Source organism: Acinetobacter sp. 226-1 (assembly GCF_030329325.1).
In the GTDB taxonomy this organism is placed as follows: domain Bacteria; phylum Pseudomonadota; class Gammaproteobacteria; order Pseudomonadales; family Moraxellaceae; genus Acinetobacter; species Acinetobacter sichuanensis.
In genome coordinates, this window is record NZ_JACANU010000003.1 from 203,357 (window position 1) to 228,625 (window position 25,269).

Annotated in this window: 22 protein-coding genes; 9 read left to right on the forward strand and 13 right to left on the reverse strand. The window is 38.6% G+C overall.

Annotation, left to right across the window (positions count from 1 at the left end):
* The first annotated feature begins 45 nt into the window (after positions 1–45).
* Entirely contained in the window at positions 46–2,346 is a 2,301-nt protein-coding gene (ptsP, locus tag HX124_RS07020; protein ID WP_107006849.1) for a phosphoenolpyruvate--protein phosphotransferase, read from the forward strand.
* 3 nt (positions 2,347–2,349) lie between these two features.
* On the opposite strand, the gene HX124_RS07025 is transcribed toward ptsP, so the two are convergent.
* Complete coding sequence (locus HX124_RS07025; protein ID WP_286382793.1) at positions 2,350–2,535, reverse strand: DUF7230 family protein; 186 nt, start codon at positions 2,533–2,535, stop codon at positions 2,350–2,352.
* A 313-nt stretch (positions 2,536–2,848) separates the two neighbouring features.
* On the opposite strand from HX124_RS07025, the gene HX124_RS07030 reads away from it, so the two are divergent.
* Complete coding sequence (locus tag HX124_RS07030; protein ID WP_107006853.1) at positions 2,849–3,043, forward strand: hypothetical protein; 195 nt, start codon at positions 2,849–2,851, stop codon at positions 3,041–3,043.
* A gap of 228 nt (positions 3,044–3,271) precedes the next feature.
* On the opposite strand, the gene HX124_RS07035 is transcribed toward HX124_RS07030, so the two are convergent.
* Positions 3,272–4,948 (reverse strand): acyl-CoA dehydrogenase family protein, encoded by a 1,677-nt coding sequence (locus HX124_RS07035; protein ID WP_286382796.1) that lies wholly within the window; start codon positions 4,946–4,948, stop codon positions 3,272–3,274.
* Positions 4,949–5,028: 80 nt separating this feature from the next.
* On the opposite strand from HX124_RS07035, the gene HX124_RS07040 reads away from it, so the two are divergent.
* Together HX124_RS07040 and HX124_RS07045 are read left to right on the forward strand one after the other, a co-directional pair.
* Positions 5,029–5,658: a TetR/AcrR family transcriptional regulator gene (locus HX124_RS07040; protein ID WP_286382841.1), complete on the forward strand. Its 630-nt coding sequence runs from the start codon at positions 5,029–5,031 to the stop codon at positions 5,656–5,658.
* 252 nt (positions 5,659–5,910) lie between these two features.
* Positions 5,911–6,933, forward strand: coding sequence for an SEL1-like repeat protein (locus HX124_RS07045; protein ID WP_286382798.1), 1,023 nt, complete (start codon positions 5,911–5,913; stop codon positions 6,931–6,933).
* A gap of 133 nt (positions 6,934–7,066) precedes the next feature.
* On the opposite strand, the gene katG is transcribed toward HX124_RS07045, so the two are convergent.
* Complete coding sequence (gene katG, locus HX124_RS07050) at positions 7,067–9,256, reverse strand: catalase/peroxidase HPI (RefSeq protein ID WP_286382800.1); 2,190 nt, start codon at positions 9,254–9,256, stop codon at positions 7,067–7,069.
* A gap of 313 nt (positions 9,257–9,569) precedes the next feature.
* Between katG and HX124_RS07055 the strand changes: the two genes are divergently transcribed.
* Together HX124_RS07055 and HX124_RS07060 are read left to right on the forward strand one after the other, a co-directional pair.
* The gene (locus tag HX124_RS07055) at positions 9,570–10,052 is read left to right on the forward strand and encodes a thiol-disulfide oxidoreductase DCC family protein (RefSeq protein WP_286382802.1); all 483 of its coding nucleotides are present in this window, start codon (positions 9,570–9,572) and stop codon (positions 10,050–10,052) included.
* The gene (locus HX124_RS07060; protein ID WP_286382804.1) at positions 10,030–10,431 is read left to right on the forward strand and encodes a DoxX-like family protein; all 402 of its coding nucleotides are present in this window, start codon (positions 10,030–10,032) and stop codon (positions 10,429–10,431) included. The genes HX124_RS07055 and HX124_RS07060 overlap by 23 nt, the downstream gene beginning before the upstream one ends.
* Before the next feature lie 140 nt (positions 10,432–10,571).
* On the opposite strand, the gene HX124_RS07065 is transcribed toward HX124_RS07060, so the two are convergent.
* The 8 genes from HX124_RS07065 to hcaE form a co-directional block, all read right to left on the reverse strand.
* Positions 10,572–11,690 (reverse strand): MBL fold metallo-hydrolase, encoded by a 1,119-nt coding sequence (locus tag HX124_RS07065; protein WP_286382806.1) that lies wholly within the window; start codon positions 11,688–11,690, stop codon positions 10,572–10,574.
* Positions 11,690–12,631, reverse strand: coding sequence for a cation diffusion facilitator family transporter (locus HX124_RS07070; RefSeq protein WP_107006861.1), 942 nt, complete (start codon positions 12,629–12,631; stop codon positions 11,690–11,692). The genes HX124_RS07065 and HX124_RS07070 overlap by 1 nt, the downstream gene beginning before the upstream one ends.
* 197 nt (positions 12,632–12,828) lie before the next feature.
* Positions 12,829–14,058 (reverse strand): 3-phenylpropionate/cinnamic acid dioxygenase ferredoxin--NAD(+) reductase subunit, encoded by a 1,230-nt coding sequence (hcaD, locus tag HX124_RS07075; protein WP_286382808.1) that lies wholly within the window; start codon positions 14,056–14,058, stop codon positions 12,829–12,831.
* A gap of 1 nt (position 14,059) precedes the next feature.
* Positions 14,060–15,028, reverse strand: a complete 969-nt coding sequence (locus HX124_RS07080) for a 3-carboxyethylcatechol 2,3-dioxygenase (RefSeq protein ID WP_286382810.1) — start codon at positions 15,026–15,028, stop codon at positions 14,060–14,062.
* A gap of 326 nt (positions 15,029–15,354) precedes the next feature.
* Entirely contained in the window at positions 15,355–16,170 is an 816-nt protein-coding gene (gene hcaB, locus HX124_RS07085; RefSeq protein WP_107006864.1) for a 3-phenylpropionate-dihydrodiol/cinnamic acid-dihydrodiol dehydrogenase, read from the reverse strand.
* A gap of 2 nt (positions 16,171–16,172) precedes the next feature.
* The gene (hcaC, locus tag HX124_RS07090) at positions 16,173–16,499 is read right to left on the reverse strand and encodes a 3-phenylpropionate/cinnamic acid dioxygenase ferredoxin subunit (RefSeq protein WP_107006865.1); all 327 of its coding nucleotides are present in this window, start codon (positions 16,497–16,499) and stop codon (positions 16,173–16,175) included.
* Positions 16,499–17,017 carry a 3-phenylpropionate/cinnamic acid dioxygenase subunit beta gene (gene hcaF / locus HX124_RS07095; protein ID WP_286382813.1) on the reverse strand — a complete coding sequence of 173 codons (519 nt, stop codon included), beginning with the start codon at positions 17,015–17,017 and terminating at the stop codon, positions 16,499–16,501. The genes hcaC and hcaF overlap by 1 nt, the downstream gene beginning before the upstream one ends.
* Positions 17,014–18,381 carry a 3-phenylpropionate/cinnamic acid dioxygenase subunit alpha gene (gene hcaE, locus HX124_RS07100; protein ID WP_107006867.1) on the reverse strand — a complete coding sequence of 456 codons (1,368 nt, stop codon included), beginning with the start codon at positions 18,379–18,381 and terminating at the stop codon, positions 17,014–17,016. Before hcaE ends, hcaF begins: the two co-directional genes overlap by 4 nt.
* 281 nt (positions 18,382–18,662) lie before the next feature.
* Between hcaE and hcaR the strand changes: the two genes are divergently transcribed.
* Both hcaR and HX124_RS07110 read left to right on the forward strand, forming a co-directional pair.
* On the forward strand, positions 18,663–19,568 hold the full coding sequence (gene hcaR / locus HX124_RS07105; protein WP_107006868.1) for a DNA-binding transcriptional regulator HcaR: 906 nt from the start codon (positions 18,663–18,665) through the stop codon (positions 19,566–19,568).
* A gap of 296 nt (positions 19,569–19,864) precedes the next feature.
* Positions 19,865–20,536, forward strand: coding sequence for a DUF1345 domain-containing protein (locus HX124_RS07110; protein WP_286382815.1), 672 nt, complete (start codon positions 19,865–19,867; stop codon positions 20,534–20,536).
* 394 nt (positions 20,537–20,930) lie between these two features.
* On the opposite strand, the gene HX124_RS07115 is transcribed toward HX124_RS07110, so the two are convergent.
* Together HX124_RS07115 and HX124_RS07120 are read right to left on the reverse strand one after the other, a co-directional pair.
* Positions 20,931–21,788 (reverse strand): alpha/beta fold hydrolase, encoded by an 858-nt coding sequence (locus HX124_RS07115; protein WP_286382818.1) that lies wholly within the window; start codon positions 21,786–21,788, stop codon positions 20,931–20,933.
* Between the two features lie 238 nt (positions 21,789–22,026).
* Positions 22,027–23,268: an OprD family outer membrane porin gene (locus HX124_RS07120; protein WP_286382820.1), complete on the reverse strand. Its 1,242-nt coding sequence runs from the start codon at positions 23,266–23,268 to the stop codon at positions 22,027–22,029.
* Between the two features lie 507 nt (positions 23,269–23,775).
* Here HX124_RS07120 and HX124_RS07125 point away from each other — a divergent pair.
* On the forward strand, positions 23,776–25,119 hold the full coding sequence (locus HX124_RS07125) for an amidohydrolase (RefSeq protein WP_286382821.1): 1,344 nt from the start codon (positions 23,776–23,778) through the stop codon (positions 25,117–25,119).
* The last annotated feature ends 150 nt before the right edge of the window (positions 25,120–25,269 follow it).

A 25,269-nucleotide genomic window follows, 5' to 3' on the forward strand; every position in this document is an offset into this window, starting at 1 on the left:
CATCTTGCAACTCAAGCACCATCTTAATTTAAGGAGCTTATATTCATGTCAAACATGCAACTAGACACGCTAAGACGTATTGTCCAAGAGATTAATACCTCTGTCAGCTTGCATGAATCTTTAGAAATTATGGTCAATCAAGTTTCTGAAGCCATGCACGTGGATGTCTGCTCCATTTATTTATTGGATGAGCGTAATCAACGTTTTGTGCTCATGGCAACCAAAGGGCTAAATCCAAACTCTGTTGGAACAGTATCTTTACATACCAGTGAAGGTTTGGTTGGCTTAGTTGGGCAACGTGAGGAAATCGTCAATTTAGACAATGCATTTAAGCATGAACGTTTTGCCTATTTTCCTGAAACAGGTGAGGAAATCTATAATTCCTTCCTTGGTGTACCTGTGATGTACCGCCGTAAGGTAATGGGTGTGATGGTTGTTCAAAATAAAGAACCACAAGATTTTAGTGAAGCTGCTGAATCTTTTCTTGTTACCCTCTGCGCCCAATTGTCTGGTGTCATTGCCCATGCTCATGCTGTAGGGAATATTGATGTTTTTCGTAAACCCAATAGCGCACCCACCTATAAAACTTTTCAAGGTATTTCTGGGTCAGGAGGTATTGCTATTGGTCGTGCTGTCATTTTATATCCTCCAGCAGATTTAGCAGCAGTACCTGACCGTGAAGCTGATGATATTAGTGAAGAATTACAACTTTTAGATCATGCAATTGCATCTGTACGTCATGAAATTCAGTCCTTAGATGACAAAATGCAAGATGCTTTAATGGCAGAAGAACGTGCTTTATTTAGTGTGTTTTTACGTATGCTAGATGAAAATGCATTACCGTCTGAGATTAAAACAGAAATTCGTGATGGTAACTGGGCACAAGGTGCTGTGCGTATTGTCATCGACAAACATATTGCGCTGTTTGCACAAATGGAAGATGACTATTTACGTGAACGTGTCTCAGATTTAAAAGATTTAGGTCGCCGTATTTTAGCTTATTTACAAGAAGCTGATGCGAGTCATCGTGAACTCACAGATGAAAGCATTCTCATTGGGGATGAAATTTCTACTGCGGCATTGGTTGAACTGCCAGTTGATAAAATTGCTGCCATTGTCACCACTGAAGGTGCAATGAACTCCCATATGGTGATTGTCGCACGCGCACTTGGCATTCCAACTGTGGTTGGTGTGACTGAGCTGCCAGTAAATGCACTCGATGATGTAGAAATGATTGTTGATGCGCATCAAGGACGTGTTTTTATCAATCCACCACGTCGTTTACGCGCACGTTATAAAGAAATTCAAAAAGAAGAAGAACAAATTGCAAAAGATTTAAAACAATATGAAACCAAAGATGCAATCACGCCCGATGGTGTTGCAGTCAATCTCTATGTCAACACAGGTTTAATGATTGATGTCGTGCGAGGTGTACAACGTGGTGCTAAAGGCGTTGGATTATACCGTTCTGAGATTCCATTTATGTTGCGTGAACGCTTCCCAGGTGAAGAAGAACAACGTGCTATTTATCGTCAACAACTCAGCCACTTTGCCAACAAACCTGTTGTAATGCGTACCCTCGACATTGGCGCTGATAAAGACTTACCTTATTTCTCGATTGAAGAAGAAAATTCAGCATTAGGTTGGCGTGGTATTCGGTTTACCCTTGATCATCCTGAAATTTTTTCTTCACAAATTCGTGCCATGCTCAAAGCCAGTATTGGTTTAAATAACTTACATATTTTACTGCCGATGGTCACAAGTGTCAGTGAAGTTGAAGAAGCTTTATATTTATTAGACCGTGATTGGCATGCAGTTCAGGAAGAAGAACAAGTCAAAATTACCAAACCTAAAATTGGTATTATGGTAGAAGTTCCGAGTGTACTTTTACAAATTGACGAATTTGCGCCTTTGGTTGACTTCTTTTCTGTGGGTTCAAATGATTTAACACAGTACTTATTGGCAGTCGATCGTAATAATCCTCGTGTCGCGAATGTCTATTCTCATGCACATCCTGCTGTATTACGTGCACTGACTCGTTTAGTTCAAGAATGTCACAAGTATGATAAACCTGTCAGTATTTGTGGCGAAATGGCGGGCGATCCATTGAATGCGATTTTACTCATGGCGATGGGTTTTAATACTTTATCAATGAGTTCGAGTAATATTCTACGGGTACGTAAGGCAATTTGTCATGTACCAATGCCTGATGCTAAAGAGCTACTTGAACAAGCCTTAAAAATGAATAATCCGTTAATGGTCAAAAGCTTACTTGAATATTATTTTAAGACGCATGGTCTAGATGATTTAATTAAAAGTACAACGCGTGTGGTCAGTTATAGTTAAAAATTAAGCACAAGCTAAAAAGCAAAAAGGTCGATAATCATCAGAATATCGACCTTTTTTGTGTTTAGAATAACCACGTTTTTCATTTTTCTTTCGATCTACAAAAGTCTGGCTTTTGTTAAAATCGTTCATGTGTTTTGCCACAAAGTTGTGAATCACAACTTCTGGCGTAGCTTTTTTCTTCGCCATTTGATTTTACCTTTTATATTAAAAACATCAGCATGATGTGAAGCATATAATGCGCTTTTTTGTGCAAAATACAAGCGGATAAAGTACTCATTTGATATAAAAATGTTATTTTCCATCACTGATATTTCAATAATAGCTTTAGAAATCAGCAAACTTCTAACTTATTTTCATAAACAACTCAATGTCTTAAGTATTGAAAATCATAATTTAACAATTTATTAAATATTTTCAACAAGATAAATTTGCTTTATTTTAAAAACATATATATATTGTATATACATTTTTGATCATCACCTTTGGGGATAAAAACGTTATGGCTGAATTACCCAAAAAAACAAAGGTGAATAAAAAAGATGGACAGCTCTTAATTCGCATTAACAGTGCTGAGCGCGATGAGTTTTTACAGCTCTGTGAGCATCTGGATACCAGTGCAGCACGTGAATTAAGAAAATTTATCCGTAGTTTTATCAAAAAACATCAGCCAACGGATCCTCAATCGAAGGAGTAACATGATGTCAAAGCAAGTTAAATCTTTAAAGAAAAAAATCAAAGCACGTTTGGACAAAATTTCAAAACACGAAGGTAAATTGAAAAAGCTCCAAAAAAAGCTAAAAAAACAAAAGTAATTGCGATTACTTTTCCAAGCTTGAATCTTAATCAAAACGCTTAAAATGAAGGTCATCATAAAATGATGACCTTCGTGTTTCAAACTGATCTGTTTTGAATCTCTAGATGTTTAGGCAGCCAAAGCTCTTTCCAACAACCTTTCCACATCTACAGTTTTCGCATCTACCATGCCCACCACACGCCCATGAAACTCACTATAACGGGTTTGAATAAATGCATCAGCCACAAAATCAGGCGCATACTGTTTCAGTAAAATTGCCTGAGCAAGAATCACCAAACGACTGACCAAACTACGTGCCATAAACTGCAATTCATCTGCTTGTAAACTGCTGAACAATTTAAATAAATTCTGCAATTCATTTTGTAAAATCACATCTTGCGAAGCAATTTCAGCAAAAGATTTGAACAACACTTCTATAGATTCACGATCCCGCTGAATGGCACGTAACACGTCCAAACACATGACATTGCCTGAACCCTCCCAAATGGTATTTACAGGCGCTTCTTTAAAAATACGTGCCATGATGCCTGTATCGACATAGCCATTACCACCAAAGACTTCCATCATTTCACCTGTCAGTTCAACGGTACGTTTACACACCCAAAACTTCGCCGCAGGGGTCATGATCCGTTTCCAAGCCTGAGACAGGACATCATCATGCTCATAGCAATGTGCTAAATGAAATGAGAGTTGCATTGCCGCTTCAGTTTCCAAAGCCAAATCGGCAAGTACCGCTTGCATTAAAGGCTGTTCAGCCAAATGTTTACCAAAAGCTTTGCGCTGACGGGTATAGGCGATGCACTGCACCAATGCCTGACGCAGCATCGCACTCGAACCGACAGAACAGGTTAAACGGGTATAATTCGCCATTTCAATAATGGTCGGAATGCCTCGCCCTGCCTCACCAATCATAATGCCCCACGCATTTTTAAATTCAACTTCCGAGCTTGAATTACTGCGGTTACCGACTTTGTCTTTTAGACGTTGCACGTGAATATTATTCTTGGTGCCATCCTCCAACCAACGTGGCACAAAGAAACACGCTAAACCGTCATGTTCAGTTTTTGCCACCACCAAATGTGCATCACACATCGGTGCTGAAAAAAACCATTTATGCCCTGTCAGTAAATAAGCTTTGCCACGACCTGATTCAGCCACAGGCACAGCAAAAGTTTCATTGGCACGGACATCCGAACCACCCTGCTTTTCGGTCATGCCCATACCGAGCCAAATGGATTTCTTCTGAGCAATAGGCACATCTCGTTCATCATATTCATTGGACAATAATTTTTGTCCGACTTTTGCCCACAGTTCAGGTTCATTTTGAAGCAGTGGAATACTGCCTAAAGTCATCGAGTTGGGACATAAATTTCCACATTCTACCTGTCCACTCAGAAAGAAACGTGCTGCCCAATCGACCCATTTTGAAGGAGATTGTGGATGGTTAAATGGATGTGCATGAGTATTGAAGTGACGATTTAGTCCCATCCATTTATGCCATGCAGGATGAAACTCTAGAAAATCTTTACGGCGACCTCGGGCATCAAAACTATGCAGTTCTGGTGTATGCCGATTGGCTAAATCTGCATATTGATAGTATTCAGTTGAACCTGCAATCTGTGCCAATTCAGTCAGTGTTTGTTGATCTTGACTGCCATAACGCTGCAAAATTTCCTGTAAAACCTGATCTGTGCTGAATAAATTGTAGTTTTGCAGTTCATCAAACTGATTGTTGATCTCGTGGGTTTGCCATGCTGTGATTGCCTGAGTTTGTGCTGTATTCATTTTCAACTCCTGTCTTGTTGTTTTGTCCGATTACATTCAGTATAGAAGAAAATTCAGACTTGGATGTTCGGATTATTTCTATGGCTTTAGCAAGCATCAATGTACGGCGTAAGCCCCGTCAATCAAGGGCACGTATGACTCAAGAAGCGCTGATGGAAAGTTTTGTTCGGCTTTTGCATGAACGTGCTGCACATGAAATTACCATTCGGGAAATCACTGAGCTTGCAGGTGTGGGTTTGGGGACGTTTTATGAGTATTTTTCCAAGAAGGAAGATTTGATTGCCTTGTTGATTCATCAGCATGTGAAAAGTAATGCTGAATCGCTAAAAAGTTATGCACAAAGTCTGTGTGAGTTATCCACAAAATTAGACTTGGGTGATTATTTACAGCAAGTGATTCATTTTCAGTTACAAGAAATGCAGGCGCAACAATTTTTATGGGCACAGTCTTTTTTGCTGGAACGGCAGATTTCGAGTATTGAAATTTATCAGAAAAGTTATGCCATGATGGTGCAGATGTGGCGCAGTATTCTTGCGCCTTTTGTACAGGATGATGAGCAACTACAACGTATGAGTTTAAATGTGCAACGGATTTGCTATGGTTTTATTTCCCAGACCTTACTGATTGAACCTGAGTTTAAGGATTGGGAGGTTTTGGAGGGGGATATTTTTCGGTTTTTGCTCAATGTGGATGATTGCACTTCACTGTAAATGAAATAGCTAAAAGGAAACGAATTGTTTCAAAAGCTCTTTTGGGGTGATGAGTGGTGACTTTCATAAGATTTAAGTTATTTAAATATATAATATTATTGACTTATTTATAAAATACAATTTATAAACCAATCTTCAGGTAAACATAAATTATGTTATTACTATTTACAAACATGAATATTATAAGTAAGCCTAAATTTAAATTTTTATCTGTTAACATTGTACGATTAGACACATACTAAAATTACCAAGATGAAAAAGAATTTATTCAAAATATTATTATCATTGAGTTTATTTTGTTCAATAAACGCAGCTTACTCAAATTCTCAAGATAGAGATGTTATTCAGTCATTTGCTCAACAAGGAGATCCAAAGTCACAATATAACCTTGGATGGATGGATGCCAATGGTCAAGGTCTAACCCCAAATTATAGTAAAGCCTTTGAATGGTATAACAAAGCTGCTGAACAAGGAGAGCCTAAATCACAATTTGCCCTTGGTCTGATGTATGCCAATGGTCAAGGTATCACTCAGAATTATAATAAAGCCTTTGAGTGGTATAGCAAATCCGCCGAACAAGGGAATGCTGCTGCACAAAATAATCTTGGGAATATGTACCTTGATGGTCGAGGCGTAACTCAGAATTATCGCAAGGCATTTGAGTGGTATAGCAAATCCGCTGAACAAGGGAGTGCTGATGCACAAAATAATCTTGGATTTATGTATAACTACATTCAAGGCGGAATTCAAGATTATAGCAAGGCTTTTGAATGGTATAGTAAAGCTGCCAATCAAGGATATGGCGAGGCACAATTTAACCTCGCCTTGATGTATGCTAATGGTCAAGGTATCACTCAGAACTATAGCAAAGCTTTTGAATGGTATAGTAAAGCTGCCAATCAAGAACATGCCGAAGCACAAAATAGTCTTGGCAGTATGTACTTTGATGGTCAAGGCATAACTCAGAATTATAATAAAGCCTTTGAATGGTATAGCAAAGCTGCTGAACAAGATTATATATATGCACAGTACAACCTTGGATTGATGTACGATACTGGTCGAGGGGTAATTCAAAATGATAAAAAAGCTGTTGAATGGTATATCAAAGCTGCTAATCAAGGGCACGCAGATGCACAATATTTTCTCGGACACATGTATGAAGATGGCAGAGGGGTAATTCAAAGCAATAAAAAAGCTGTTGAATGGTATATCAAAGCTACTAATCAAGGGCATGAAAAAGCTAGAATTAAACTTGCTAAGCTTGAACAGTTATAAGATATATTAAAATTAACATAATACGCCTTATGCGAAATGCAATGCATAACTTGAATTAAATCAGTGCTTTACATGAAATTTCAATATTCCACAAAAAACCGCCCTCAGGCGGTTTTCTTATATCTTAAATGGATTACTTCACATCAAAACGGTCTGCATTCATCACTTTCGTCCATGCCGCCACAAAGTCTTTGACAAACTTCTCTTTGTTATCATCCTGAGCATACACTTCAGCATAAGAACGCAGAATCGAGTTCGAACCAAATACAAGGTCTACACGCGTTGCTGTGTACTTCGTTTCGCCTGTCGCACGACTCACGATGTTATAAGAGTTCTTACCCGTAGGCTTCCAGTTATATGACATGTCAGTCAATGTCACAAAGAAGTCATTGCTGAGTACGCCTACTTTATCGGTAAACACACCATGTTTCGAGTCAGCATAGTTCGCGCCAAGTACACGTAAACCACCAATCAACACCGTCATTTCAGGAGCAGTTAAACCAAGCAATTGCGCACGATCCAACAATAACTCTTCAGGCTGAACGGCATATTCTGCTTTAACAAAGTTACGGAAACCATCTGCTTTAGGCTCAAAGTCTTCAAAAGAATACGCATCAGTTTGTTCCTGAGTTGCATCACCACGCCCTGCAAGGAATGGAACTTTGACGTTCACACCTGCATCTTGTGCTGCTTTCTCAACGGCTGCTGTACCACCCAGAACAATCAGGTCTGCAATGCTGACTTTTTTAACCAATGTACCCTGAATTTCTTCGAGTTTCGCCAAAACTTTCGCTAAACGTGCAGGTTCATTGCCTTCCCAGTCTTTTTGTGGAGCAAGACGGATACGGGCACCATTGGCACCACCACGATAGTCCGAACCACGGAAAGTACGCGCACTGTCCCAAGCCGTTGCAATCAGTTCAGCAGATGTTAAACCACTGCTTAATAATTTGGCTTTAATATTCGCGACATCGACATCAGACAAGGTGTAGTCTGCTTTTGGAATCGGATCTTGCCAGATTAAATCTTCAGCAGGAACGTCAGCACCTAAATAACGGGTTTTTGGTCCCATATCACGGTGCGTCAATTTGAACCATGCACGGGCAAATACATCAGCCAGTTTGTCTGGGTTGTGATAGAAGTCTTCTGCAATTTTGCGGTATGCAGGGTCAAATTTCAGTGCCATATCAGCATCTGTCATCATTGGGTTACGGCGTACATTCGGGTTATGTGCATCAACAGGTTTATCTTCCTCTTTGATGTCTACAGGTTCCCATTGTTTTGCACCCGCAGGACTGAGGGTTTTTTCCCATTCGTAAGTAAACAATAAATATAAGAATTCATTGTCCCATTTGTCAGGATGAGTTGTCCATGCACCTTCAAGACCACTGACCATGGTATTGCCTGCATTGCCCGTGCCTTCTGAGTTGTGCCAGCCTAAACCCTGAAACTCAACATCCGCGCCTTCAACATCTGCGCCAAGGTTTTCAGCCTTACCATTACCATGTGCCTTACCAACGGTATGACCACCTACTGTTAATGCAACAGTTTCTTCATCATCCATACCCATACGGTCAAAGGTCACACGCATGTCCTGCGCGGTACGCAATGGATCTTGTACACCATCCACACCTTCAGGGTTCACATAGATTAAACCCATTTGCACTGCGGCAAGTGGATTGTCTAAAGATGAGCGATCCTGATCATCTTTATAACGTTCTTTGGTTGGCGCCAGCCACTGACGCTCTTCACCCCAATAAATGTCTTTTTCAGGTGCCCAAATGTCCAGACGACCACCACCGAAACCAAAAGTTTTTAAGCCCGCAACTTCATAAGACACCGTACCTGCCAATACAATCAGGTCACCCCAAGACAGTTTATTGCCGTATTTTTTCTTGATTGGCCAAAGTAAACGACGACCTTTATCGGTATTGACGTTGTCAGGCCAACTGTTCAATGGTGCAAAACGTTGGTTACCAGTATTTGCGCCACCACGACCATCTTGTTTACGGTATGAACCTGCCAAGTGCCATGCAGTACGTACAAACATACCAATATAGCTACCATAATCAGATGGCCACCAGTCTTGACTACTGTTAATGAGTTCTCTTAAATCTTGTTTAACTGCTTCTAGATCTAGTGATTTAAATGCTTTGGCATAGTCAAAATCAGGATCAAGCGGATTAGTTTTGCTATCGTGTTGTGAAAGAATGTCTAAATTTAGTGCATTTGGCCACCAATCAGTATTATCTGTGCTGGCTACGCTGGTTTGTCCACCTGCTTGATGAAATGGGCAACCTGAAGCTGGCGTGTTGTTATCCATAATTATTCTCCGCATACAATTATAAAATAAAGAGATAAAGCAAGTTTTGTTGAATGGTTTACCCCTAAGAACATAGCTGTTTTTTTTGATAAATTACAGTGAATTTAACGAATTAAAACAATCGGATAATCCTATTTAAAATATTAAAAATAAATGACTTTTTTATTTTCAAAGGGATAGATTTTTTTTATTTTATGTTACACAATTACACTGAATATTTTTAAATTCGAATGTTATTTTCGATTTTTCCAATATAAATTTTCTATGGTCAATAAATCAGTTATATTTAAAAAAAGTCTCTGAAACTTAATCTATGTATAACAATAAATCGCTAAGTTTTGATTCACATCAAATTGCCAATATCATCGAGCAACACAATATTATTCTGTTTGATGCAATCTGCGTCATTTGTAATCGTTGGGCAAAATTTCTGATTCAATATGACCATGCTGCTTATTTTAAACTCGCTTCGGTTCAGTCGCCTCTAGGGAAAGCCATTTTAAAATATTATGGAATGTCAACAACTGACTATACAACGATGGTCGTTATTCATCATGGGCAACGTTATATTGAATCTACGGCATTACTCAAAGTCATGCAGTCTTTAGGTTTGCCTTTTTCTTTGATGCAAGCAGGCTATTTTATGCCACGCCCATTTCGAGATTTTTTATATCGTCGTGTTGCGCTAAATCGTTATCAAATTTTTGGTACAACAAATGACTGTATACTTCCATGTGCCGAAAATCAGCAGCATTTTTTGGAAAACGTTATTTATGCAAATAGAAAAGAAAATTAAAAATATACTGTTAACACTACATTTGGGTTTAGCAATTTTATGGATCTATCAAGGGCTGGTTCCTAAAATCATTGCTAAATCTGTTGATGAACAACGTTTTTGGGCAATATTTTCTCTGCCTGAACACATCATGTTTTTTTTAATCAACATCGTGGGGCTTGCTGAAATATTATTTGGACTCTGCTTTCTTTTACTCAAAAATAAATTATTAATTTCATTACATTATTTAAATTTATTCGCAATGCTAGGATTAAGTATTTTTGTGGTTATTGTCCATCCCTTATATTTTACTGCTGCATTTAATCCTTTTGTAATGAATGTTGCGATGGCTACGCTTTCCCTCGTAGCAATTCAAGTCTTAAAAATACAAAAAATCTGAATGAGTTTATCATCCGATTTTGCAATGATTGATTTAAAAGGCAACAAAAGTAGTAAAATCATCTGTTCTAATTCATGTATTGCAGTCTACTCCTGAATTATCAAGATCATGATTTAGCTACTTTTATTACCAGTATTTATTTAGACAATTAGTTTTCGTCCCTCTTTAATACAATAGAATGGATTCATCAATTTCGATGAGTTTTTCATTGCATTTTGTAGGTCTTGCTCAGGCTGTTCTCGACTTTCATCGGTTAACTGAAATGTCCGATAATGGATCGCTAAAGAACGTTTAGACTGTAAATCAATATGTGCTTGAAAAGCATCCTGCGGATTCATGTGCATATATTTCATTAACTGACGCGGCTCATAAGCACCGATTGGAATCAAGGCAATACGTGGTGTACCTAAACGCTTCTGAATCTCTTTAAAATGAGAGGAATAACCTGTATCACCCGCAAAGAAAAAATGACCATGTTGCGATACGATCGAAAAGCCACCCCATAATGCAGCATTTTGATCACGTAGACCTCGTCCTGAACCATGTTGTGCAGGTGTATAAACGATTTTTAAATTTCTAAAGAGTGCCGATTGCCACCAATCCATTTCAATCACATGCCAATCATCGGGTAAATAATGACTATTGCCTAAACCCGTATAAATTGGCATTGCAAATTTATTGTGCAACCAACGTAAACTTGCCAAGTCCATATGGTCATAATGATTGTGACTCAACAATACCGCATGAATTGTAGGTAAATGCTCTAATGCTATTCCCATTGGAATAACACGTTTTGGACCACGTCCTTGCTTTGGACTAACATGATCTGCCCAAACAGGATCGGTTAAAAAGTTATAAGGTCCGATTTGTAATAAAACCGTTGCATGTCCAACAAACCAAACTTGCCAATCATTTTCAGGTGCATTGGGTCTATTTTGTGGTAAAGCACGTGGTGTTGCATAAAACTCAGCAGCTTCTTTCGCTGAATCTACATTCCACGTTGAAGACTTTCGAGTGCTGAGCCATTTCACTAAATCCCAACGCCGATTACCTTCAGGTCTACGGACAGGATTAAAAAATTTCTCTCCATTATGATGATCTGAAGCGAGCACTCTAAATACAGGTCTATACCATGTATGAGCTAAACATGTTTCAGTCACTAAACGATAATGGAGTTGTTTGGTCGTTACAGTTGTAACAACTTCCGAAGTTTGTAAAGTACGATCTTCAATTGGATCCTGTTCAATCTCTTTTGACATTACGACTCTAAACGCCCTTTCATTCTTTCTAACCACATTTGTTGTGTTTGCGGTTTAATAAATAACGCAATAATTTCAGGATGAATGTGTTTAATCTTGGTTTCAATACGATTAACACAAGCTTCTATTTCATCTGAAGTTAAATTATCTTTAAATTCCAAACTGAGTGAAGCAATCACTTGGTGTGCTCCCATTTGTTCAGTCAAAACGCCATTCGCATAATGTACAGCTGGATCTTCCTTCGCCACTTTTAACACATTTTGACGCAATTGTGGATCAGCAATTTCACCTAAAAGTAATCCTTTGGTTTCTCTTGCCAATAACAATGCTGAAACTGCCAAAACAATCCCAATCAAAATGGACGAAATTCCATCAAGAATAGGCATATTCAGTTGATGTGCTAAGAATATCCCGACCAATGCAATGAATAAACCTATTAATGCAGCAGAATCCTCAAAAAGTACAGTAAATGTCGTCGGATCTTTACTTCGTCTAAATGCTTCGAAGTACCCCATATTACCTTTTAGTTTTTTAAAAGATCGTAAGGCAACAAACCAAGAACTTCCCTCACAAAGAATAGCAACACCCAAGACAATATAATTCACATAAGGTGACGTCATTTCCTCAGGATGCAAAACATGTTGAATGCCTTGATAAATAGAAACAACCGCACCTAATGCAAAAACCAATAAAGAAACAATAAATGCCCAAAAATAAAGCTCTCGCCCATATCCAAAAGGATGCTTTGCATTTGCTGGTTGTTGCGATTTTTTGATGCCATATAAAAGTAAAACTTCATTTAAAGTATCTACAACAGAATGAATTGCTTCACTCAACATTGCAGAACTATTTGTTATATAAGCAGCAATAAACTTCACTAAAGCAATCACAAGATTACCAAGAAGTGCTGCATATACAACAATTTTATTTGAATCTGACATTTATTGTCCTAATTTTTATCATCAAATACAGTCATTTGATTTTTATCTGTATTTTAAGCCATATTGTCTTACTTACTTGTAGTTTTCCTTTATTTTTTGTTGTTTTTCATCTTTGCCTGTTGCTTTAGCATGTATCTTTCTCAAAACATAAAAAAGCCCAAGTTTAAACTTGGGCTAAATGGCGTCAAAATTAAATTTTATTTAACCAGTTTACGTAAGTCTTGTGTTAAATCGAGATATTTTTCCATCTCAAATACTGATTTTTTACTGATCAACTTTTTGAGATGACGCATATCTTTAGCAGCATTTACTGTAATTCCAGCAACGATTTGACTGTCACTGACACCAAACATCACAAAAGAATTTTCAGAACCTTGAGCAACATCCATTTCACCACGAATATGCCATTGCGATGCAGCCATGTCGCCAACAAATTGGAAGTTAATCTCCAATTGGTCTGTCCAGAACCATGCAGGATTTGGCGTAGGATGTTCAACATTCATCACATGACGGGCAAAAATACCTGCTTGTAGATTAGCATTTTCCCAAGTTTCCACACGAGCATATTGACCATTGGCACGTAACTGAGTCGCCACATCGCCTGCCGCATAAATATCAGGATGTGAAGTTTGACAGTTTTCATTGACTTGAATGGCAAAATCGACGTTTAAGTTTGCATCAATTGCAAGCTGTGCATTTGGAATAATCCCAATACCATAAACTACCGCATCTGCACGAAGTTCTTCACCATTTTCAAGGGTGACCACAACTTCTTCACCATCAAGCTGACAACCAGCAATCTTGGTTTCAAGACGGACGTCAATGCCTTTTTGACGATGTTGTGCAAGCAAAAACTCACTGAGAATAGTTGGTGAGCAACGTCCCATTACCATTGAACCCATTTCAATCACAGTCACCTGACAGTCTTTGAAACGTGCTGATGAAGCCAGTTCTAAACCAATCACGCCACCACCAATCAAGATGATACGACGACCTGCTTGTAATACAGGAACCAAAGCTTGTGAATCTTCCAGATTACGCAAGGTATAAACGTGTTTACCTAATGCATCGAAATTCGGTAAACGACGTGCTGCACCACCTGTAGCAAGCAATAATTTGTCATAGACAATTACATCACCATTTTTCAATTCGATGCTATGCGCTTCAGGGTTAATTTTCACCACGCCATTGCCACGAATAACATCGACATTCAACTGCGCCAGTTTCTCTGCTGAAAGAATCTCAATTTTGGTGTCTTCAGGTTTAAGGATCACATCTTTCGAAAGCGGTGGACGTTCATAAGGCAAATGTGCTTCATCCCCAACAAGGATGATTTTACCTTCATATTGATGAGCACGCAGTTCAATGATGGCACTTGCCCCTGCTTGTCCTGCACCTACAATGACGATGGTTTCGATGTTACTCATATCATTCACCTTTTAATTCTGCCGATACAATGCCAAAACCTGAAATCCATTCACTGATCGCTTCATAGCAATGAATCGTCATATCGTATTGCCCTAACTCAGCAAGTGCTGCAAAAGCTGCCATCCAAGAACGGACTTCTTGACCGCCACGACCACCTTCTTTACGAATATCATCTTCAGTCATTTTTTCAATACTTGCAAAATCAGCATGTTTGAATAATTCAAGTAGGCTTGCATCCCATTCAGGATTTAAGGGTACTGAAACAGATTTATCACCTGCTGCCAAACGCTGACCCACTGAAATGATTTTTGCCTGACGTGCTTGGCGTGCTTCCGCTGTTGGATGGCGACCACAAATCAAAAATTCTTCCACTTCAGCAGGCACTGAACCCATTTGTGGTGTAGGTGGATCATGTGATAAACCACCCGTACCAAGAATAAGAACACGTTCATTTTCAAGGTTCAAAGATTTGATAAACTGCCCTACAGCACGTCCTAAAGCCAAAGTACGTTTAGTTGTTGGCATTGGCGCTGCTGCACCATTGATAAAAATTGGAATCGTTGGATAACGATCTAGTTTCCCATCGCATAAAAAATGTAAAGGTTGAGTCACACCATGATCTGCTTGCATACGATATGAATAAGCAACATCGACACCTTCATCCAAAACTTTACGTACTAGACCTAGCGCAGTTTGTTCAGGCACATCAATTTTGGCATGGTCTTTACCATAATCCCAATCCCCTGCTGCTGTGGCACGTATACCCACACAGAACGATGGCATCAAGTCATAAAAGAAACCATTAAAATGGTCAGGACCAAAAGTAATGATTAATGTCGGATTATAGGCTTGAACTTCGGCAGCCAAATTTTCAAATGTCGCACGAACCACTTCTTCCTGACGTTTTTCGGCAGGTGAAGCAAATTCCATTAATGGGCTATGCGAAGCACAAATAAGTTTAACGGTCATGTTGGACTCCGAAAGAGAAGTAGTGGCAATACTTCTTAATCTCCCCTCTTGCACAGCCATACTGTTCATATTTTAAAAAGAGGGAAACTAATACACAAAAGTGAATTTAATTTATTAATTAGACTTATTACGTAAACCATAAAATGTTCAGATTTTAAATTTGAGACATATTTAAAAATGTCTCGGGCGTTCCTTCTCCCTTCGGGAGAAGGCTAGAATGAGGAGCTCTAAAAAAACCTCTCCCTAACCCTCTCCTAACAGGAGAGGGAACACTCAATATTGATCTAAATCAATCTGAAAATTACTTTAGTGATCTAGTAAACCCATCACTCATCAAAAAAACCTGCACGTGGTTGACGCAAACCACGAATTCCCAAACCACACTCAGCATTAATTAAAACACCTGTAAGCGGTCGGTTATTAGCACGAGATGCAAGTAAGACATATGAACCTGTCATATCTTCAGGTTCAGGTAAAAAGTTCAGTGGCATACCACGTGCAATCTTTTCAGGGTCACGTGCATCTAACAAACCAAGATTTTCCTGACCCAAAGACGCAGCACCTTTGATATTGACGTTCATACCTGATGGTGCAACCGCATTAACACGCACTTTCGGTGCAAGTTCATATGCCAATTCTTTCATCACACCTACACCTGCATGTTTCGATGCTGTGTAAATTGGTCCACCACCTGCGGAATACAGTGCAGAGTTAGACAGTGTAAAAATGATTGAACCTTCAGATTTGACCAACTCATCTAAAGCTGCTTTTGCACCTAAAATCAAAGATTTGGTATTAATGCCCATAATTTCATCAAAGGCTTTTTCCAACTGTTCACCGCTCATATTCACGATGTCAGCATAGTGATCCCAAATACCTGCATTACCAATAAAGCAATCCAGTTTGCCAAATCGCTCAATGGTGGCATTCACTGCTTTTACATTATCTGCAAAGTTGGCAACATCGCCGACGACAGTGACAATCTGATCCCCAAAGCGCTCATTCAGTGCATCCACTTTAGCTTGTGAACGTTGTAATACCGCTACTTTTGCACCTTCTGCAAGGAAACGCTCCACCAAAGCCAAGCCTAGACCTGAACCGCCCCCTGTAATCAGTGCAACTTCACCTTCGAGCCAACCCATGCTTATTCTCCTGACATTTCCACGTATAAGGCACCATCTTCAACAATCACAGGGAATGTTTGAATTGGATCTGTTGCAGGCAAGCACAGTGCTTGACCTGTTTTCAAACAGAAACGTGCTGAATGTAATGGGCATTCCACTGTGCCATCATCTTCAAGATAGCCTTCAGACATTGACGCATTACCATGTGAACAACGGTCATTCATCGCAAAGAAATCACCGCCATTGTTGAATACTGCAAGTGCTTCAATGCCATTTACACCACAATCTACTTTGAGTGCTTCGCCTTCATCCAACTCGTCGATTTGGCATACAAAAATTTTGTTCATTAGAAAAAGATACTCAAGTTATGTGAGTTGTAAGTTGCTTGATCTAGCATGATCTTACGATTAAAGATTTGGAATCCTAAGCCATTTTCCACTTTACGCAGTTTGTCGTGACGCTTACCGCAGTAGATGGTGACATCTTTTTCTTTCTGCGTGCGGTAAAGTAAATACGTCACATAAACATCGTATTCATCTGCAATATCAGTGGCTTCAATGATGACATTTGACACCATATGCGTTGTACGTGAAGGTGGTTCTTCTGCCCAAGCCATCCCCGTTTCTAAACGGGCAACACGGCGTTCTAACAAATCTTTAGTGTCGTTAAATACCCATGTTGTTGGTGGCTCAACTGAACGACGACGGTCACGGGTTTGTGCATTTGGAGTAGTACGTAGCGTATAAGAAATATCTTCAGCTAAAGTAGCTAACCAATCGCGGAATTTCCAATCATCAAGCAACTTCGCTTCACGATAAAGAAACTGACTAATTTGATGTTGAAGTTCTAAACTGATCTGACTCATTTGATTAGCTCCTTCTCATATTCGTCAGCGGCTTTTTCCACGTCTTCCCATTTTTCATGAATGAGTAAATCTGCCCAACGGCGGTACATACCACGCGCTGCTGTTTCAGAGAAAATATAGTTGGTAATCCCCGGAATACCATCTTCACGGACTTTCTCATTCCCTTTACCCATTTCCATGATTAAACGGTTTTGACGCGCTTTATAACCACGTAATACTTTTTGAATTTCGATCCAGTTTTCTGAGTCATCTTGCTCAAGAAAACCTGCAGGACCGAATGCACGTGTTGCTGAACGCTCAAATGCTTCTTTGACTTCTTGTGAAGCTTCAGCATCTGCAATACAGAATGCCCATACTTCTGTTTTATTTGGACCACGTGGATGCCAGACACGAAGTGTCGCTGTACCGTTCAACCAAGACATCGTTGGGAACATCGTGTTGTGACCTGCTAAACGCAAAGCACGCACTTCACCTAAACGTTCTTTTACTTCTTCATATGTTTCACGGAAATAGTTGGCAACTTCACCATCGACCCAGACGTTTGCATCTGGTTTTTCTGTGAAGAAAAAGCCTGAACCATGACCACGTGAACCATACTGGATAGCGTCTTTAGCCGTTTCCCAAACTGGACGAGCGGTTTGAGCTGCACCTAATTTTTTAGATGAGTCATCATCTGGTTTTGCACCCAAAACCTGAATCGCAGATGCATGTGAAAACAGCGCATGGTATTGGTCAGATGCGAACTGTTCCGCTGCAAATTTCCAATTACACTCGATTTCCCATTTGTGTACACCGCCAATGATTTCTGTCCCACCTGAACGGCGGTCAACGACACCATCTAAATACCAAGCGATATCACCCATGTATTCTTCGAGATCAGGAGTGGTTTCATCCCAACATCCGAAAATTAAACCTTTGTAAGATTTAACACGGTTGACTTCAATCAAACCCCATTTTTCTTTACATGCACCTTGTGGAAAAGCTCGGTCTTCTAATGGAATATCTTTTAAAGAACCATCTGTGCCATATGACCAACCATGATATGGGCAAGTAAATGCACGTGTATTACCACAGTCTGCAAAACTCACACGCATAGACCGATGACGGCATTGATTTAATAATGCTTTGATTGAACCATCTTTTTGACGAACCACGATAATTGGATCTTCACCCATGTAGGTATTGAAAAAATCACCTGCCTTTGGAATTTGGCTTTCATGGCAAAGGAATAACCAAGTACGACCGAAGACTCTTTCGAGTTCGAGTTCATACAATTCTGGATCTGTATAAATGGATGGCGAGATACGTCCATTTTGTGCATCGACTAAAGCGTCGATTTCACGCACATCTATTTTTCCACTCATGAAAGCTCTCCTGCGACAAACGTGGGGTCACACACAAATTGACTCAACTTGTAAAAATCATCGCCGTTTGGAGCACTTTTAGGGAAATATTTATTTTGTTTTAATTAATATGTTTTATGGATTATTGAGTTAGGCTTTTTCTATATAAAATGACTGATCACTTCGATTTCGTCATTTATTTTCTAAATGATGCAATCATCTTCACCTCTTAGTTGTTTATAGATTATACTCAAGTGAATTCGTAGTAAGACATTTTTTGGATTACTCTTTGGAAAAGTTATATGGAATTACGACACCTTAGATATTTCATTACTGTTGCTGAAGAACTTAACTTTAGTAAAGCAGCTTTGAAACTTTATACCGCCCAACCCTCTCTAAGCCAACAGATTAAAGACCTTGAAGAAGATGTCGGTGTTCGACTACTCAACCGCACTAAACGTAAGGTTGAACTGACTGAAGAAGGTGCTGTTTTTCTTGAACAAGCACGTTTAACTTTAGCCCAAGCAGACAAAGCAATCGCTATGGCACGCCAAGTGTCCAAAGCCAAACAACAATTGCTGCGTATTGGATTTGTTCCTGTCGCAGAAATGAAAGTTTTTCCTTATGTATTGCCTAATTTACGTGTACAAAATCCAGAGTTAAAAATTGAATTACTCAGTTTAAATAATCTTGAACAAATGCGTGCAATCCAAAAAGGTGAGCTTGATGTTACCTTTACGCGCCATAATTTTCACAATGATGAAATTGAAAGTAAATTTGTTTTAAGAGAACCTTTAATCTTCATCTTACCTAAAGATCATCCCTTAGCAAAATATGAAAGAATCCCTGTTAAAGCATTGAATGGTATTGATTTTATCATTCCTGCTGAAGAGCAATCAGGGACATTACACAATGCGATTTTAGACTTTGCTAAAGCACAAGGAATTGAATTTAATATCGTGCAAAAAGCCGATAATATTTTGTTTAATATCAATTCAATTGGGATGGGTTTAGGCTGCACCATTCTTCCTGGTTATATTGCACCACTCACCATGAATAATACGGTGATTCGTCCTTTAGATGTTGAACTGCCTTATCTTGATTTGTATGTCAGTTATCGTAAAAATGCCAGTTCTATTTCTGTACAGAAGTTTATTGAACTGCTGACCAAGGTTTTTTACTTAGACATTAATCGAACAGATGATTAGCATTTAAGCTGACTGCCAATCAACGCATCCATTGACTATTTATTTAAAAAATGGTGATGCCAATAAAATAGAGAACTTATTCACACTTTATAAAAACAAAAATAATTGAATAAGGGATCGATTATTTCGCATCAAATACGGTTTTCAAGGTTGATTATTTTTTCATCCACGACTTAAAATAAAAAATCCATAAAAAATAACGTACTTTAGCTACAACTTAAGTCTAATGCATGTAAAAATACCCCTTAAAAGAAATGTAAAGAAAAATATCAGCTCATAGTGCAATGAGGTTTTTCATGATTAAACATCGCTTGCAAGGTATAAAAATTGGGATCCAATCTCGCTTCTACTTCTTTATCACCTTTTTACTCACTGCAATTTTATTTATTTTTCTACATTTTACGACGCATTGGGCATGGTCAACTCAGATTTTACTCAGTTGGAATGTGTCTATTTTATGCTATTTAATCTTCACAATTCGTCTCTTATGGCGCACAGATCGTCACCATATTTTAAAACGCGCACAACAGCAAGATGCCAGTAAATGGATCATTTTATTGTTGGTATTTTTCACTTTAATTATGTGTTTTATTGCGATTGTGATTGAACTGAGTCATTTCCCTCATCATGGATGGATTAAATCAGGGCATTTAGCCTTAAGTATATGTACCATTATTTTTGCGTGGTTATTTATGCATACTGTATTTGCGATACATTATGCGCATGATTTTTATTTGGCTATAGCAAGACATGAAGATGGCGGCTTAGATTTTCCTAAAACACCAGAACCAACTTATCCTGACTTTTTATATTTTAGCTATGTCATTGGCACCTCTGCACAGACTGCTGATGTCTCTATCACTTCACGTTCAATGCGTATTTTAAATATTTTACATATCCTTTTGGCTTATGGCTTTAACACCACAATTTTAGCGATTTGTATTAATGTAGCAGCGAGTTTTATTTAAATGAAATGTAATGTTATTTCCTATTCTATCAATCAATTCGAAGCCTTCAAATCCCTATATTTAGTGCTTTTGCATTTTACGTGAATTAACCTAATCTGGTGGTGCTATCGCAGGGCAACATGGATGTCGCCGTTGGGTGAAGGTTCATGGACGAACCCCTCACCCAACAAAGGGTTTTTGTTCCTTTTCATCCCTGAAAAGGAAGGCATTGCCTACACAAATAAATCTAAACTTTCGGTGGTATATGCGGCAGTGCAAATAAACTTACTATTTAAAAACTCATATTTCACATCATTTAAACTCCTAATTTTATTTACACGACGTTAACTTCCATCAATAAAAAAGGACAGCTTTCACCATCCTCCATTTACTACACACAAAGTATTAAAAATACTTATACACCACGTGCAGTTAAATAATCTTTAATTACCGTATTAAATTCTTCAGCTTTCTCAACTTGCGACCAATGACCACACTGACTGAAAATATGTGCATCTGCATGTGGAACAATATTTAAAATATCCCATGAACGAGAAACAGGAATCACCACATCTTGCACACCATGAATCAACAATACAGGCACTGTAATGTCTTTCATTTTTTCAAAATCGAGTGGGAAATCAAAACGATCACGATCACGTGCGCCAACCACTTCCATCAAACGATCAGAAGCATAGTCATTTTTTGCAGCCTCATAACGCACTTTCACTAACTCATCTGTAATCAAATCTTTGTTCACAACGAACATAGATAAAGTTTTTTTAATGCCTTCTTCTGTCAAAACAGGGTTTGCATGTGCTTTGAGTGCAGCAGTTTGTTTTGCACCACCAGTACCCATTGAAACAATACCCAGTACACGCTCAGGATAATCAAGTGCCAATTGAAAAGACAACCATCCACCAAGAGAATTTCCAACGAGCCATGTTTTTTCAATACCTAAAGCATCTAAAGTACGAATAGCATGATCCACCCATGCACGGATACCATAAGCAGTATTTGGTGCAACAACAGTTTGACCATAACCAATCGTATCAATCGCGATGCAACGTGCTTGCTCACCAATGTGTGGTAAGTTTAACCACCAGTTTGCAGCGGCAGAAACACCCGTACCAGAACCATGTAAAAATAGGATAGGCGTACCTTCCCCCACTTCATGATAATGCGTTAATTCACCTTCAGCAGTTTCAATCCATTTATCTTCTAAAGCAAAGAATGAATCAGTTTTATAATCGGGGATTTGCACAGTGCTCATACTTATTCCTCGTACAGCCTAATCGATGGGTTGAATCCATTTAAAACACATCTATACAGATTCAAATTGCCTAATTTACAGCTTTATATTACATGCTTCACAAGCACAAACTGATACTTATTAACGATGACAAACTACAAAATAACGATAATTTAAATATTTGTTTTACAACAATTTTAATTCAATATAAAAAATAAAATCGCACTATTTCAACAGCACGATTTTTTAAAATGATAAATTAAAAACGATAAGTATAAGTTGTTGCAAAACGATACTCTTTTAAATCTGTTTTCCAATCATAATCGACATCAATATACATCGCTTGGAAGCCCAGACCTTTCATTTTCCCTTCAGGTACGGTGTAATTTACAATCACATTGAGTTCATCAGAATCCTGATCTTTTTTACCTGCCACTTCTGCATTTGAACCCATGAAATACATCGCTGTGGCATTTAAACCCTGAGCACCCAGTTCGGAAAAATCATAACCATAGGTCACGCCCCAAGATTTTTCATTTTTATTGGTAAATGTCGCAACACCCCAGTTCACCAAATAGGGTTGTGGTACCCAACCTGCTAAGGTTGGAAAAGCATTTTCACCAAACATTTGCTGATAACCCAAGCCAAAAGTATGCGCAGCATAATTCACTTTGGCACTTGCAGAAATCGCTTGGTTATCAATCGTGCCATACAACTTGTCGCCTGATTCTGAATTGTCAAAATAACGCACATAGCTGTCTAATTTTACTTTTTCAGAAAGTTTTGCTTTATAGCTTGCACCTACATAATGTTGTTGGTAAAGATCACGAACATCGGCATACCAATAACTTCCGCCAATTTCAGAGCTAAATTGATGATCAATTCCAGCGATATACATACCATCTGCTGCTTTTGCTGTGGTTGGATTATTATTTGGAAATAAACTCAAATCTTGAAACTGGTTGTCATAACGCGCATTGATGCCGTCTATATATGCCAAAGTTAATTTGGTATTTTTAACATCTTTAGATTCTAACCATGCACCGCTATATGTGGTGAGTAATTGACGAGATGGGTCAAAAACCAATACAGGAGAAACAGGTAAAATTTCACCCACTTTCAGCTCAGTTTGAGACACTTTGGCTTTTAACGTTGCGCCAACTTTACCAAAATGATCACGTGATTTTTCCCCATCATGTGCTAAGACCCAGTCAGCATTTTGATCACGCCCATTGAGTTTAACTGCATGTTGTACCAATAAGTCAGCACCCACTTGAATGCCTGCCCCAATGTCTTGATAACCAGATTTTGCATCTAAGGTCACGCCCTGTGACCAACTACCCCAATTATTTTGTGGTAGATCTGCATACTGGCGATCTAAATAGAAGTTTTTAAACTTAAGTTGAACTTGGCTATCGTCGATAAATTCTGCATTCGTTGCAGTTGTACCTAGTGTTGCGATTGCAGCACAGATTGCTATCCATAATGATTGACGAGGCATCGTTGTTTTTCCAATTAAAACGAAAATCGATGACAACATCATGCAAAATGAGACAAATAGAAAAAATCAGACCACAGTATAAGAATTTTGAGCGAATATCTTAGAGAAAAATTATCATCATTTTTTGGCTATTTTTTTAATATGTTTTAACAATAACTCATTATGCAAGCCAGTTTCACTCAGAGATTCTCGTACAAATTTTTAGAAGAATTCATTCTCAATATGACCACCTAATTATCAATATATGAAATCTATTAGTGTTTTTTTGTTTAAGTTATTTATTCACAGAGCAAAAAGCTTTTATTTTTTTATAATGAATAACGTTTACAAGAAACTTTTTTTCTATATATCCAACGCAAAGCGGTATAAAACTCAACCAAACAGATTCTAATTGTTAACTTTTTATACAAGTGCATATAAAAATACCTATAAAGTATTTGGATCCAAAGTCTCCTACCTGTAAATTTGCCTAACTTTTTCAAAGACCATTTACAGGACGTAAACCACATGAAAGGACTTAAAACTCTATTCTTAGCCACTGCCCTATTTTCAGTCAATCAGATCAGTTTTGCTGATTGGATCAAGGATGCAGCGCTTCAAGTTGAACCTCAAACCATTCAGTTACGTCATCAAATTCATCAAAATCCAGAATTGGGCAATATGGAGTTCAATACTTCAAAATTAGTCCAAAAAGAACTTAAATCTTATGGCATAGATGTACGCACAGGCTATGCTAAAACAGGTGTGATTGGCGTTTTAAAAGGTGATCTTGCTGGTCCAGTCATGGCGTTAAGAGCAGATATGGATGCCTTACCTGTTGAAGAAAAAACGGGCTTAAGCTTTGCCAGTAAAGTCAAAGCACTTTATCAAGGTAAACAACAACCTGTCATGCATGCCTGTGGACATGATACACATACCGCTATGCTTCTCAGCGCAGCTAAGGTACTCGCTAAAAATAAAGATAAACTTGCGGGTACAGTGGTATTTGTATTCCAACCTGCTGAAGAAGGTGCAGCAGACCTCGACAATTTTACTCAAGGCGACCAGATTGGCTCACGTAAAATGATTGCAGATGGTGCTTTAAAACAGCCTGCACCTGAAGTTATTTTTGGTATGCATGTGATTTCAGGTATGCCAAGTGGCAATATTTTCTATAAAGGCGGTGCTATTTTAAACAGTGCTGATGAGTTCCGTATCAAACTGAAAGGTCAGCAAGTGCATGCGTCTATGCCTTGGGCAGGTAAAGACCCGATTGTGACTGCTGCACAAGTTATCAACAACCTACAAACCTTAGTCAGCCGTCAGTCAAATTTGACTAAAGGCATGGGTGTGGTGAGTGTCGGACAAATTGCAGGTGGTACAGTCAGCAATGTCATTCCAGATGAAGTGACCATGGCAGGCACCATTCGCACCAATCATGAAGACATTCGTCAAACTATTTTAAAACAGCTTCCAAATATCGTGAACTCAACTGCGCAAGCCAATAATGTCAAAGCCGAAATTGACTTATCTTCGTATGCAGGCGTTACAAGCAATGATAAAACCTTGACTGAACTGACTGCACCAACGTTAGAAGCCGCAGTGGGCAAAGAACGTCTACATCTAATGGAAAACAATGCCAGCCCAAGTGAAGACTTTTCTTACTATGGCAAAATCATGCCTTCTTTATTTGTCTTTTTAGGTGCGACACCTGAACATGAAGATATGAACAAAGCAGCGCCAAACCATAGTTCTGAATTTATTGTAGATGATGCCACACTGAAAACAGGCGTTGAATCACATGTTCGCTTTATCATGAATTATCCTAGCATTGCAGCAAAAGTCCAATCCGACTGGAAAGCAGCACATTAAAACTCTCTAGCAAAGCGAGTTTGCCTTAACACCATCTTATTTTAAAAGTCAGTCCATCATGCCCCCAATTTCCATCTGTGAAGTTGGGTGTACTCCCCTTGTCTATTTTCAGACAAAGCCTCTTTAAAACATCTTAAAACAAAGGATTTA